At 46.1% G+C, this 14,228-nt stretch carries 7 protein-coding genes; 5 read left to right on the top strand and 2 right to left on the bottom strand.

The genetic code is table 11. From position 1 onward, the window contains the following. Positions 1–136: 136 nt before the first annotated feature. Positions 137–1,129: a hypothetical protein gene (locus A8L45_RS03635; RefSeq protein WP_068899290.1), complete on the top strand. Its 993-nt coding sequence runs from the start codon at positions 137–139 to the stop codon at positions 1,127–1,129. A gap of 86 nt (positions 1,130–1,215) precedes the next feature. Here A8L45_RS03635 and A8L45_RS03630 read toward each other — a convergent pair whose 3' ends face one another. Further along, the gene (locus tag A8L45_RS03630) at positions 1,216–2,127 is read right to left on the bottom strand and encodes a DMT family transporter (protein ID WP_068899289.1); all 912 of its coding nucleotides are present in this window, start codon (positions 2,125–2,127) and stop codon (positions 1,216–1,218) included. A 309-nt stretch (positions 2,128–2,436) separates the two neighbouring features. After that, a complete protein-coding gene (locus A8L45_RS03625) occupies positions 2,437–2,937 on the bottom strand; it encodes a SixA phosphatase family protein (protein WP_068899288.1) in 501 nt (166 codons plus the stop codon). 237 nt (positions 2,938–3,174) lie between these two features. On the opposite strand from A8L45_RS03625, the gene A8L45_RS03620 reads away from it, so the two are divergent. The 4 genes from A8L45_RS03620 (at position 3,175) to A8L45_RS03605 (ending at position 14,101) form a co-directional block, all read left to right on the top strand. After that, positions 3,175–6,051: an FAD-binding and (Fe-S)-binding domain-containing protein gene (locus A8L45_RS03620; RefSeq protein WP_432416287.1), complete on the top strand. Its 2,877-nt coding sequence runs from the start codon at positions 3,175–3,177 to the stop codon at positions 6,049–6,051. A 398-nt stretch (positions 6,052–6,449) separates the two neighbouring features. Beyond that, entirely contained in the window at positions 6,450–7,070 is a 621-nt protein-coding gene (locus A8L45_RS03615) for a DUF1449 domain-containing protein (RefSeq protein ID WP_068899377.1), read from the top strand. A 17-nt stretch (positions 7,071–7,087) separates the two neighbouring features. Beyond that, entirely contained in the window at positions 7,088–9,175 is a 2,088-nt protein-coding gene (locus A8L45_RS03610; RefSeq protein WP_068899287.1) for a flotillin family protein, read from the top strand. Between the two features lie 57 nt (positions 9,176–9,232). Next, positions 9,233–14,101, top strand: coding sequence for a DNA repair ATPase (locus tag A8L45_RS03605; protein WP_068899285.1), 4,869 nt, complete (start codon positions 9,233–9,235; stop codon positions 14,099–14,101). Positions 14,102–14,228 lie beyond the last annotated feature (127 nt).

Below are 14,228 nucleotides of genomic sequence, written 5' to 3'. Positions count from 1 at the left end.
TAGCCAAAACTGTACTTTTCTATTTATTTCAGTGAAAGCAATGGAGTCGACTCGCATTAATATTCTAGTCAACACCAGCGATAAAAAAGGAACGGTATACTCTCTTTGTCATAATTGATATAAGGATGAGCAATTGATGGAGTTGAAAGTAAGATCTGCTTTACCCATATTATTTCTTATAGCTATTTCAATATTCTGGGCTAATTACTATCAAAGCCACAGTGAATTAAACAATTTTGGTAATGCCAATTTTGAATGGCTCTTTCTTATCGACAGTTTCGTAGCCTTACCTATTATCTGTCTGCTGTGTATTCGGGAAAAGAAAAAAGCACTGGTTCAGAGTCTATTTCTTTGTCTGTTAGCAATTTGGATTGGTAGCTACATCATTCCCGCCTCCAGCAAAATTGTTTGGCCCTATCTTGAAATGGTGCGCTATGTATCTGTGCCAATTATTCTCATTGTCGAGTGTTCAGTGGTTCTTGGAGTGATATTAGTCATTAAAGCAACGCTCGATACTCACGGAGATATTGATAAGACGATTGATGGCAGTGTCCGTCGTGTTTTAGGAAGCAATTCGGTTGCTAAATTTTTTGGTCTGGAAACACGAGTTTGGACATTTTTCTTGATGGCACACAGAATTTCCCCAAGCCAGTTTTCGGGGAAAGAACACTTCAGCTATCACAACAAGGATCAGGCAAAAAGTAATGCATTGGGCTTTTTGGTCATCATGATTGCTGAAGCGCCAATCATGCATATTTTCTTGCACTACGTGTGGTCACCTATCGCGGCGAATATTATCAGTTTGCTGACTGTCATTGGCATTATATTTTTTGTTGCAGACTACCGCGCGATGTCTCGTCGGCCAATCTCTATCACAGACGATGCCCTTATGATCCGCTTCGGTGTGTTTAACCCTCTTAAAATCGCATTGAAAGATATTGCTTCAATTTCTGCGCACGCCTCAGAAGTACCCAAAAACGAGCACGCAAAACAATATAATTACTTTGGTCATCCCAATGTCCGAATTGCTCTGAAAAGGCCAGTAAATGGTTTTGACACTGTATATCTTGGTTTGGATCAGCCAAATGATTTAATTAAGGCAGTTCAAGCAGAAGTGAGGAGCCACTGAGTTGAGCAATTAATTCAGAGTCGCTAATATTATTCCACCGTCTGCCAAGGAAAAATAAAAAAAGCTGGCAACCTGCCAGCTTTCACTTATCCCTTTTTATTTATTCTCACTACGGCAAAAACAACCAGAATCATCCCGAGTACATGCCAAAAGGTAAAGGCCTCATCAAGAAGAAGAACAGCAAACAGAGCTGTCACTGCGGGCCCGATATTGCTGGTGAGGCTGAGTACTGAAGGTGTCAGTCGTGCCATTGCGGCAGCGACGAAATATGAGGGTAATACCGTACAGAAGAACCCAAGCCCGACCCCCATACCTATCAACTCAGTCGACATATCGGAAAATTGCACATTGCCAAACTGGTACTGTGTCAGGATAACTATTCCAGCCGTGCCCATACCTATGCTGGTGAAAAGTTGTGCCCCGATATTTCCAACGACTTTTTTACTCAGAATCAGATAAATGGCAAAGATTAATGCCGAACCGATGGCCATGACACTACCAAGCCAAACTTGAGAGCCAAAAGAACTGAAATCATGCAAGACGATCAGCGTGACACCAGCATAACCTAGAAGAACAGATATAAACGTCCCTTTCGCTGGTGGCTCTCTCAAAAATGCCCAACTGAGCAATACGACAAAAGAGGGAAACAGAAATATCAGCAGTCTTTCTAGCTGTGCAGAGATAAATTCCAACGCCAAAATATCGAGTAATGTAGCAAAGTAGTAGCCTAAAACGCCGACTAAAGCCGCCTGCCAGCCGTACTTAGACATTTTTTGTCGTTGCTCAGGCTTTCGACATAGCCAGAACAAAATAGCTGCGTAAAGCGGAAGAGAAGACACAGCGCGTAAACTCATAATAGAGGTAACGTCGCCGCCAGCAGAATAGGCAAGCTTCACCAGAATGGGTTTCATGGAAAAAAGCAGAGTGCCGATTAAGGCGTAGATGATGCCTTTTCGATAATTTAGTGAATCTTCAGGAATAACTGACGCGTTGTTCATTTTCACTTCCTTGAATAATCTTTCGTTTTATTTTCAAGGCTGCGAGTAAAGGCGTTCCGGCTGCTTAACTCACAGCCGGGTACAATTCACTCTACCGACTGATGGGCATAAGAAGCAGTAGCCAGAGAGGTAGAGTGAAAACAGTCATAATATGCTCTATGTCGTTAATTAATATTTAAATTAAATGATTGGCTACATTGAATCAATAAGAATATTGATGCAATTTCTACGTAATGCAGAAAGGGTACTCCTCGCCTCACGGCATATCCCCTCCTCAGTCTACTTAGTATCAAACTTCGTATTTTACATTTAATCTTTTAGGTGTTTGGGCCGTAAAAAATGCTTGATGGTAAGACGTGTGTCTGCGATGTCCCGCCAAAGAAATCCAGATGAACTGACTAATTGGACGTAACCGCAGGTGGGGATATTTTCGATGTCTGCTGATGTCAATCGTTGAACGAGCTCATTAAATGCCGGGTTATGGCCAACAACAACGATATTGTTCAAGCTTTCATCCAGCCGACTAAACCAATCCATTAATTCGTCGCCGTCAAAGCAATATAAATCGGTATCTGTCGACCAAGTAAACGGCTCACCAGTAGCCTGTTTTCTCATATTGATAAGTGTTGTTTGCGCTCTGACAGCAGGGCTACAAAACACATGCTCAAATTTACAGCCTGCATGAAGAATATGTTCAGCCATTATTGAGCTGGCTTTATGGCCCCTTTTGTTAAGTGGCCTGTCAATGTCAGACAGTAACTCATCTTTCCAGCACGACTTAGCATGTCTGATGAGATGGATGGTTTTCATTTATGTTGTCCCTTTGATTCTCAGATTCACCTTTCAATATAAAGGACATAGTTATTTATTATTTAAATTAATAAATGATGAACAACAGATATTTGAATTATTCTCTATGTATTATCTAAACGACCAGCAGTAGAGTGGTTGGCATAATAAAAGAATGAGACTCGGTGGTGCATTTCTCTCGTTGATGCTTTCAAGATGGATATGCAAATGGACATGGTGCCAGCCATCAGTCAAATAATGACTGGAAATGACGCAATGGAACGACGATATCAAAACCTGATCAACAGGTTAACGATGACATTGCCGAGCGAGAGGATCATTACTGATCCCACCTTGTTGTTCGCCTATGGCACAGATGCAAGTTTTTACCGAATGACGCCGCAGGTCATTGTTCAGGTGGATACGCTTGATGAAGCAATATCGACGATTAAAACCTGTTACCAAATGGCGATTCCTCTGACATTTAGAGCGGCTGGCACCAGCCTGTCAGGACAGGCGATTTCAGATTCTGTATTGATGATCCTCACCGACAGTTGGCGAGAATATGAGGTAAAGGACGAGGGTGCGAAAATTTGGTTGCAGCCCGGCATCATTGGTGCCGAAGCTAATCGAAGGCTAGCACCTTTTGGCCGGAAAATAGGGCCAGATCCTGCGTCGATTAATACCTGTAAAATTGGTGGGATTGCTGCTAATAACGCCTCTGGCATGTGCTGCGGAACAGCGAAGAATAGTTATCGCACCTTGGCGGGTATGTCGATGATCTTGGCTGATGGCACATATTTGGATACGCTCAATCCAGAAAGTATCCGCCAATTTCGAACCACTCACTCAGCGTTGTTAAATGCTCTGTCTTCATTGGCGATGAGCTGCAAAGATAATCAAGCATTGTCAGATAAAATCAGGCATAAATATCGCCTGAAAAATACCACTGGTTACAGTTTAAATGCGCTGATCGACTTCAGTGATCCCATTGATATTCTCCAGCACTTGATGATTGGGTCCGAAGGCACGCTGGGTTTTATCGCGGATATTACTTACAACACAGTGGTTGACCATGCACATAAAGCCTCTGGTTTATTTGTCTTCCGAGATATCGAAACGACCTGTCTCGCGGTCAGTGAACTAAGTAAAACTTCGGTGGCCGCTGTTGAACTTATGGATAGCCGCTCTCTAGCTTCCGTTGCCGATAAGCCTGGTATGCCACCTTTTATCCAGACACTGAGCCAGCAGGGCGATAACGAAGCAGCAGCACTGTTGATTGAACTTCACGGCGCGTCAGAACAGCAACTGTATAGCCAGATCATTGAAATAACTGAAAAGATCACTAAGTTTGCGCCCACCCATGAGGTGGGTTTCAGTGTGGACAAGCCAACATGTGAACAGCTGTGGTCGATCCGTAAAGGTCTCTTTCCCGCCGTAGGTGCAGTCCGTGAAACAGGTACGACGGTGATCATTGAAGATGTCGCCTTTCCTATAGAGCAACTGGCATCTGCGGTCAGAGACTTACAGCAGTTGTTTGTCGACTTTGATTATCATGAGGCTTTGATTTTCGGTCATGCATTGGCAGGCAATCTGCACTTTGTTTTCACGCAGGCATTTGATACCCAACGTGAAGTAAAACGTTACAGCGACTTTATGGATGCTGTGTCGCAATTGGTCGCTATTGATTACAAGGGCTCTTTGAAAGCCGAGCATGGCACAGGCCGAAATATGGCGCCGTTTGTCGAAATGGAGTGGGGTAGAGAGGGGTATCAGTTGATGCAAGCCATCAAAAGGATGGTAGATACGCGAGGTATTCTCAATCCCGGGGTGATCATTAACGATAGTCGTTCTGCACATATCGAGAACCTCAAAGAAATGCCCGCAGCAGACCCTATTATTGATGCCTGTATTGAATGCGGTTTTTGTGAACCTGTGTGCCCTTCGCGAAAACTCTCCCTGACACCGAGGCAACGCAATACCGTTTATCGAGAGATCCGACGCCTTGAAAGAACACAGGAAGATCGAAGCAGGCTGGCTGAGATGCGAAAAGCATTCCAGTACTTTGGTGTTGATACCTGCGCTGCGACAGGTTTATGCGCTGAGCGTTGTCCTGTTGATATTGATACGGGTGATATGGTTCGTCGCCTGCGGCAAGAGCATACTCAGTTTGGTGAAACCATTGCCCGTTGGTCTGGGGAACATTTTGGTACGTTAGCACGTACTGCGGCCGTGGGGCTTGGTATTGCTGACCGTACTCATTCTATTGTCGGTACATCGTCGATGAAGACAATGGCATCTGGTTTACGTCGCGCGTCAGGGAAAATAATACCGCAGTGGACGCCGCATATGCCGAGAGCAGTTTCTGGTCCTGAACCGCAAAAACCATCGAATAGTACCAAAAATAAAGTTGTCTATTATCCCAGTTGTGCTGCGAGAAATATGGGGCCGGAAAAACATGCAGCGGATCATCGTCCGCTTTACGAAGTCACCTTATCTGTTTTACGCAAGGCTGGTTATGAGGTGATTATTCCCGATAATCTGAGGGAACAATGTTGTGGTATGCCCTTTAAGACTAAAGGGTTCCCAGTGACTGCAGACCAAAAAGCCGCCGAACTTGAAGAACTGCTCTGGCAAGCATCCGAGCGGGGGCAGCTCCCGGTTCTTATGGACACCAGCCCGTGTGTCAGCATGAGTAAAGATACCATGCGCTCTGAGCTGTCTATTTTCGAGCCATTCGAATTTGTCGCAAAGTTCGTTCTTTCTCAACTTGACGTGACGCGGCAATCTGAACCTGTGATGCTTCACATTACTTGTACGTCGCGTAAGCGAGGTCTGGCGGGATTGATACAGGAAATAACAGAGGCTTGCTGCGAGCATGTCGTTATTCCGGAAGATGTAAGCTGTTGTGGCTTTTCAGGCGATAAAGGGTTTACCCATCCTGAACTCAATACTGCCGCGCTTTCACCTCTTAGAGCGCAGGTGCCTGAGAATTGTCGGGAAGGATATTCCAATAGCCGGACCTGTGAGATCGGCTTATCCGAGAATAGCGGCATTGAATATCGCTCGATCCTCTACCTTATCGATAAAGTCAGCAGAGCCAAGCAACCAGAGACGGAAGTATCCGTGTTTTAGGGGCAACAAACGTCCTTCACAGCACCAAATAAGCTAGGTGACAGATTGGCATCGCTGCGACTACTCCCCACATTGTGCCTTTTTGGATTGGGTCATCAAGTTATGCATGGTGACTCAAGCCTATTGTTTATCTACTCGCCCATATTTAGATACATTTGTATATGTATCAAACTATCTGACTAATTGGTCATCAAGGCAAAATAAACCACTGAAGGTTCTGTAGATGTAAAAGGACTGTTAGATAAATATTTTTGAAGTAAATCGGATAAGTAAATGATAATTATTTATTTTTTCTCATCATAACGTAGTCTAGGGCAAATTTTGAGAAATACTGCCTAGAAACTAACACTAGATAGGTCTCTGGACACAAAGCGAGTGATGTAGCGATTATGCCAATTATGAATATAAATGACTTTTTTTCGACGCTATTTTCGTTTCCAGTTAATGTTTTTTTTATTCCATTCGTTGTTTTTTCTTTGATCATGCTGGTGGATCTGGTCTTCAACGTCGTTGATGGCTTCACTGCCGATCTCGACATTTTCGACCTTGACAATATTCCCGGTTCCGGGCTCCTACTTCCGCCAGTATTATCGAAAGTGCCTCTGACGGTGGCAATGTGCGTATCATTCTTCATTGCTACGGTTGCGGCATTTTATGTTTCACTACTGATTCACAGCCAGTTATCAGGTATCGCAATTTTGTTCGCCAACCTGATCTCTATTCCTCTCATCGCGTATGCGGGACTTGCCGTCTCGTCATGGGTACTCAAACCTCTCATTCCCCTCTTTGACAAGAAAAAAGCATTTGCCACCGTCGACTTTGTCGGTCTGCGGGCGAGGGTGCACAGCAGTATTATCAATGAATATATGGGGGAAATAGTGGTACTTCATAAAGGCAGTGAGTTCCTGCTAGATGCGGTCTCTGAGCCTGATATCGATATTCAATATGGTGATGATGTCATCATCGTTAGTAAAGATTCAACGTCATCACGTTATTTTGTTGCAAAAGCAGATAGATAAATACTTCAGGAGTTAAAATGGATATTTCTCCCGGCATAATTTTTACAGGCACCGCAATTGGTGTCGTTTTATTGGTTCTCATTTTTATCACCTCACGCTACAAGAAAGTGCGTGGAGAGGGTGATGCCCTCATCGTTAACGGACTTCATCGTACCCGAGCATCGTTGACGGGAACCTTTATCTGGCCGATTGTTAATCGCCATGAATATATGGATATCACCCGCAAAAAAATTTCCGTGATCCGTAGCGGTCAGAAAGACCAGGAAGGTGAAGAATATGAAGGCTTGCATTGCCGGGATAATATTCGCGCTGATCTGAAAGTAGATTTTTATATTGGTGTGAATCATGAAGAAGAGGATATCGTTCGCGTCGCCAAGCTGTTCACTGCTCACGAAGCCTCTAACTTGGATCGTCTAAAAGAGCACTTCCAGCCAAAGTTTTCTGAAGCATTAAAGACGGCAGTTAAACAGTTTGAGTTTGAAGAGTTGCTGACTAACCGCCGCGCTTTCCGTGATGCGGTGGTCAATGTGATTGGCAGCGAGATGGATGGTTTCAAGATCTACGATGTTGTGATCGACAAGATTGACCAGACAGCACTTGATGCCCACAGACCGGATAACATCCTCGATGTGGAGGGGATTAGAAAGATTTCTGCGATCACAGCGCAGAAAAATACTGAGACCAACGCTATCCGTCAGGATGAGCGCACCACAATGAAAAAGAAAAACGTCGAGGCTGAAGCGAACCGCCTGCAACTCGACAAACAGGAAAAAGAAAGCATTGCCCGTACCCAGCGCGAGATTGACATCATTAAAGCGCAAGAAGAAGCATTGGCAGCAGAAAAACGGGAAGAATACGAGCGTATCACTCAGCTTGCCAAGCTGGAGACAGAAGAAGAAGTCGCCAAAAAACGTGAAAGTGTGCAGATGGAAGTCGAAATGACCCGTATTGCCAATCGGCGTCAGGTGGCAATACAAGAAGAAGATCTCAACCGCTCTGTTGAGACCGAAAAGGTCAGAACGGCGACAGAGGTTGCCGAGCGTGAAATGCAAAAAGAGACCACGGTGGAAGAGGCACTAAAATCAGTTGCCGAAACGCGATCACAACGGGTCGAAATTGAGCGTAAAATTGCCCGTGAAGAGGAAGAAACCGAAAATCTTCGCGTAAACGAAAAAGTGAATCGTGAGAAACGGGTCAAGCTGATTGAAGCGGAGGCGGCGGCTGAATCTGCGCAATTGGAGTTACTGGTGGCTGCCCGAGCAGAGAAAGAAGCGGCCCGTGAGCGAGCTGAGCGCACCTTGATTGAGAATGAAGCGGACCTCAAGGTGAAAACTCGCGACGCTGAGAATGAACTGGCTGTGAAAACCCGTCAGGCTGAAGCGGATCAGGTAGTAAAAACTAAGCAAGCTGAGGCTGATTATGTCGCGAAAGAGCGTGAAGCCGCGGCAAAAGAACGGATGGCACAGGCAGAGAGAGAAGTGATAAGCGCGACGGGCTTGGCAGAAGTCGAAGTGGAGCGCGAACGTGCGCAAGCTATCAAGGAAACAGGCGAAGCCGAAGCTTACACCTTACAAAGTGCGGGTGAGGCAGAAGCGCAGGCATTGCGTGCGAAAGGTCTGGCAGAAGCAGAAGCACAAACGGCGAGGTTTGAGGCGGCTCAGCAATACGATGAGCATACCCGTGAGCATGACAAGTGGGTAATGCAGTTGCAGCAAAACAAAGAGCTGGAAGTCGCGCGTATTGACGCACAGAAAGCGATTGTCAGTGAAAACGCCAAAGCTCTGGCGGAAGCCTTAAGTAAAGCGGACATCAAGTTGTTCGGCGGTGAAGGGATGGAACAAATCCGTCGCACTATTCTTGATGCGGCAGCCGTTGATACTAAATTTGAGCAATCAAAAGTGCTCAACCCACTGGTGTCTGATTACATCGACGGTAATCGCAGCTTGCCAGAAGACATTAAAGCCATTCTTGAAAATACTGACATGAAAAGTAGTGATCTGAGTAATGTGGCACTTGCCAGCCTATTGAATTCCCAAGGTGGTGCGACGGAGCTACTCAAGAAGATTCAGAGCTCTCTGGCCACCCCATCAGATATCCAAGCTTAACTATTTTCTCTCTCACAGGATCCCGTCTCATCAGAGACGGGATAAACAGGTATCAGCATGTCAGACACGACACAAAAGGCTGTGAGTGAAGGCGGTGCTTACGAGGTTCTGAAATCCCGTCTGTCCCAACAGGGCAAGCATTTATCCTCTCTTTCTCAGTCATTCAATCAAGCTCGGCAACAGATCTTTGGCGGTCAGGAACGAAAACTGGTCGGAAAGGCTAATGTTCAGACCGATGCCCGCTGTATTCCCATTGATATGGCTCAGGTCAATCAGCAATTATTGTTTGGTTACCATGTAAAAGTTGGCATGAAAGTGACGCCGTCACTTTCTGATGTCTTCGGCCTCTATCAGTTTCATGACAACGAGGGGGCCTTCAGAGTTGAGCCCCTAGCCGTTGATGACAGCTTTCTTGCTGATCCACGCTTCGTTCATGAGTTTACTGAGCTATTCACCTATTACCGTGATGCAAGGCTGTCGCAAATTTCGCGACAGGAGAATGTTCTTTACATTGCCTTCCAGATTGGTACGCGACCTGAAGATAGGAAGGTGTTTCGTTTTCAGCTCAATGCAGGCTCGACGGAATACCTTGACTCACATGGCCATACGCCACTTGAGAGCGTGGCCCAGTTTGACGTGGAATGGCAATCGACTAACCGTGACAATCATATACTTGGCGACCATCCCCATGTTTCGATTGAAGACCGTTTGTTTGTGGATTGCATCGGCGGTGACCTGAGCATCAAAATTGAGGACAACACGCAAGATGGCAAGGGTATCTATAGTGAAGAAGTTGATGATCCTTATCAAAGCGTTGCTGATGCTGACATTGCCTATGCATTTGTTGACGACTTAATTGCGCTCAGAATCAGGCCCAGCCGAGAAAAAAAGAGCCGCTACTTTATCTATAACCCATTAAACCAGTCAGTGGTTCGTGCTGACGCGATGGCAAGCAGTTTTAAAGTGTTACCAGAAGGCCATGGGGTGTTATATGCCAGCGGTTATGTGTTGGCGAACGGAGAACGTAAACAGTTCGATTTTGAACCTGAACACCTGAAGTTTTTCCAGATGATCACGTCACCGAATGGTGAAGATATCCTCTATATCTTCTTCGATGCAGTGTCGGGCCATTATATCTCCTATACCTACAACCTGATTGAGAAGCGGTTTGAGGCACCGATGGAGAGCCACGGTTATAGCCTTTATCCAGATGGCCGGATGTTAGTTTTCCAGCTGTCTGAAAATGCGGATGCCTCGACTATCCATCCTCTTCGCGTATGGGAAACACCTTTTTCGACCACTGAGCACTACGCCAATATCAATGGATCATCAAGCGCTGGTAGCCCTTTATTTAATCTCGGTAACGCAGAGCTGGTTAGGGCGTTATCGTCAGTATTATCTATTTGTCAGCTTTCCCAGACTGAAGAGGTTACACAAACTGCTTATGAGGTGTTGCTGAAGCAGTGTCAGTCAACCCGTGATCACTATAACTGGCTCGAACATGATTATGCACAGGGTATAGGACAGGCCATCACGGAGTTGATGGATACGGCTGACAAAATCATTGATGAGTTTGCTAAGGTTCAGCAGCTTCAGTCACACGCAGCAAAAAGTGTTGAGCACCAACAGCAGGTACTAACGGAACTCAGCGGAAAAATTAAACTTGCGCCAAAGGATCAGGCTAATACCTTACTGGCATTATTGTCAGAGGTAAAAGGTCAGGTGGGTGCCGTCATGGCGCTTCGCCAGCAACATTATGTCGATCAGGTAGAACTCGATCAATTGCTGGCAATCTTGCAGGAACAGCGGGAGTCTTTGAATCATCAGTTACTGACGTTGCTGCAGGAAGAAAAAGCCTATTTACCCTATAGAAAACAGATCGAAGAGATCGAAGAACAACTCGGTAAACTGCAAAAAACAGCAGACCTTCAGCAACTCCAATCACAGGTCGATATTTTACGTAGCGACTTACAACTGGTCACTGAAGAAGTCACTGAAATAGAGACAGAGGACCCGACGCAGGCGACTCGTATTCTGGACCTGACAACAGAGGTTTCTTCCCTATTAAATACGGTATCGGCAAAGCTTCGCGGAAAAGCAAAAAGTTTGCAGAGCGAGGAGGCACAAGCCGAGTTCAGTGCGCAGTTTAAGTTGCTCAGCCAGTCTGTCAGTAGTGCCATGGAGCAGGCGACGACGCCGGATGAATGCGACAATCAACTCGCTCGTTTGGTTGGTCAATTAGATAAACTTGAATCTCGTTTTGCTGATTTTGATCAGTTTTTGGCTGAGATTTATGCCAAGCGTGACGAGATCCAGTCGACACTGGAAAACCACAAACAGCAGTTGGTGGCGGGCCAACAACGCCGGGTGCAGAATCTATTGCAGGCTGCCAACGTGACGATTACCAGTATCGAAAAGCGGGTAGAGCGTTTTGATGATGTTGCGGCGCTGAACAGTTATTTTGCAACAGATGCAATGGTGCTCAAATTACACCAGCTGTCGCAGTCGATTCGCGAACTGGGCGACAGCGTTAAAGCTGACAGTGTTGATTCACGTATCAAGTCTTTGCAAGATCAGTCATTGCGATCATTGCGTGATAATCAAGACATCTTTGAGCAGGGCGGCAAAGTCCTTCGATTGGGAAAACATAGATTCAGTGTTAACCAACAACCTCTCGATTTGTCTCTGGTTGATCACAAAGGACAGCTCTGTACCCATATTTCTGGTACTGACTTTTATCAGACAATTGAAGATCAGGCTTTTCTCAAGCTGCAATCAATGGCGAGACTTGATGTGGCGTCGGAGAGTGAGCAGGTTTATCGCGCTGAGTTTCTCGCTTATCTGGTACTTCATCAGGCGGTCAATAATGAGCAAGGGCAGACCTTGTCCGATCTTGCAGAGTTAACGAAACAAGGAGATTTACTGTCGCATGTGCAGCGTTTTGCTGCTCCACGCTATCGGGAGGGCTATGTAAAAGGCATTCACGATAATGATGCGACAGCGATCCTTGAGAGCATTTTACCTGTTTACCAACAGGCTGGTTTATTGCGATTCAGTCAGCTCGCCCGATCGTCGGCCTTACTGTGGCTGATCGCATGCCCGGCGGACACACTGATGCAGTTTCGTGTTAGTGCTACCAACGCCAACCTGCTCAAGAGCCATCTCAATTGCTTAGAGGCTTACCATGAGCTCCAGCAACAACTGTCTGAGCGGATCGACGGTGAACAATCCGCTGAAGCCGCTGATTATTTAGTGAATGTCTTGGCGGATGCCGATCGGCGTATCGCGGTCAGTCAGGATGCGCAGAGCCTTTGTGACGATTATCTTCAATTTCGCCGCAGCTTGGGCTGGCAGCCTACTAAAGGACCGATACAGGACTTGTTTGTCGATCACCAACAGTGGCTGACGGCCTACACCAAACAAAAATCGTACGGTGCGGACTTTGTTGTAGAGGCAGCGACACTTGCCGTGGTGAGAACCTGTTCCGACTTGAGCATCGTCAGTGATGACTTTTCGTTAGCCTGCGAGGTGCAGGGTTTGCTCGGAGAGCACGACAGGCTGCAAAACGGCAGGTTGTCTCTGGTCTTGGACGATTTTCTGCTGCGCAATGAACATCATAGATGCAGAGTGTTGCCGGAATTTGAAAACTACCTCTCACAACGAACTGAGATGTTGAGTTCAGCAAAAGAGAATTTTCGTCTCAATGAATTCAAGCCGCGTCCGCTTACCTCGTTTGTCAGAAATAAGTTGATCAGTGACAGTTACCTGCCCTTGATTGGTGATAACTTTGCCAAGCAGATGGGGACACTGGGTGACAAAAAACGTACAGATTTGATGGGTATGTTGCTACTCATTTCTCCGCCGGGTTACGGAAAAACCACACTCATTGAGTATGTAGCGCATAAGCTGGGTCTGGTTTTTATGAAGATCAACGGACCTTCAATTGGTCATCAGGCGACGTCTTTGGATCCCGCCGATGCCCCTGATCAAAATGCAGCCCGTGAGATAGAGAAAATTAACCTCGCCTTTGAAATGGGTAACAACGTGCTCTTGTATCTTGATGATATCCAGCATACTCATCCGGAATTTTTACAGAAATTTATCTCTCTCTGTGACGGTACCAGACGTATTGAAGGCACCTGGCAAGGAAAAACCAAAACCTATGATATGCGGGGTAAGAAATTCGCGATTGCGATGGCAGGTAACCCTTATACCGAGAGTGGTGAGGCCTTCCGTATTCCGGATATGCTCGCTAACCGTGCTGATATTTATAACCTTGGTGACATGCTTTCTGATCAGAAAGTTGCATTTGAACTGAGCTTTATCGAAAACTCACTGACCTCCAACAGTGTACTTGCGCCTTTGGCGACCCGTGATCTCAACGATCTTTATCGCTTTGTCGCTATGGCACAGGGTGAGAGTATTGCACTGAGTGAAATGAGCCATGCTTACTCATCTACCGAGGCTAACGAAATCGTTACCACGCTGCAGAAACTGATGTTGGCTCAACAGACGGTGCTGAAAGTCAACCAGCAGTACATTCAGTCTGCGGCCACTGCCGACCAATACCGTATTGAACCGCCGTTTAAACTGCAGGGTTCCTATCGCAACATGAACAAGTTGTCAGAGAAGATCTCAGCCGTGATGACAGACCAAGAGCTTAATACCTTGCTGCAGGATCATTATCAGGGAGAGGCACAGACTCTGGCAGCCGGCACTGAGGAGAACCTGCTCAAGCTGGCTGAAATACGCGGTGACATGACACCCGATCAACAAGCTCGTTGGCAGAACATCAAAGAAGGTTACCAACGTCAGCAACTCATGGGAGATACCGAAGACAGAGGCGGTCAGGTTGTGCAGCAACTGGCATTGCTTAACCAGCAACTCTCCCGGTTCAGTCCGAGTAGCGAGGCAGAAAGTCATTGAACTTCACTTTCATGAAGCGTGGTTTAAGTACCATACAGTTTCTGCTCCCACGATATAAACGACCGCAGAGTGTGACATGCATGCGTTGCGAATAAATCTATCAGGAAGACATGACCCTGAGCGCAGA

The organism is Veronia pacifica (assembly GCF_001707825.1).
Lineage (GTDB): Bacteria > Pseudomonadota > Gammaproteobacteria > Enterobacterales > Vibrionaceae > Veronia > Veronia pacifica.
Note: the sequence above shows the minus strand (reverse complement) of the source record. Positions and strands in the feature narration are given on the sequence as shown.

Coding starts and splice junctions, on each gene's coding strand:
- A8L45_RS03635 (WP_068899290.1), top strand. CDS start 137: ATGGAGTTGAAAGTAAGATCTGCTTTACCCATATTATTTCTTATAGCT.
- A8L45_RS03630 (WP_068899289.1), bottom strand. CDS start 2,127: ATGAACAACGCGTCAGTTATTCCTGAAGATTCACTAAATTATCGAAAA.
- A8L45_RS03625 (WP_068899288.1), bottom strand. CDS start 2,937: ATGAAAACCATCCATCTCATCAGACATGCTAAGTCGTGCTGGAAAGAT.
- A8L45_RS03620 (WP_432416287.1), top strand. CDS start 3,175: ATGACTGGAAATGACGCAATGGAACGACGATATCAAAACCTGATCAAC.
- A8L45_RS03615 (WP_068899377.1), top strand. CDS start 6,450: ATGAATATAAATGACTTTTTTTCGACGCTATTTTCGTTTCCAGTTAAT.
- A8L45_RS03610 (WP_068899287.1), top strand. CDS start 7,088: ATGGATATTTCTCCCGGCATAATTTTTACAGGCACCGCAATTGGTGTC.
- A8L45_RS03605 (WP_068899285.1), top strand. CDS start 9,233: ATGTCAGACACGACACAAAAGGCTGTGAGTGAAGGCGGTGCTTACGAG.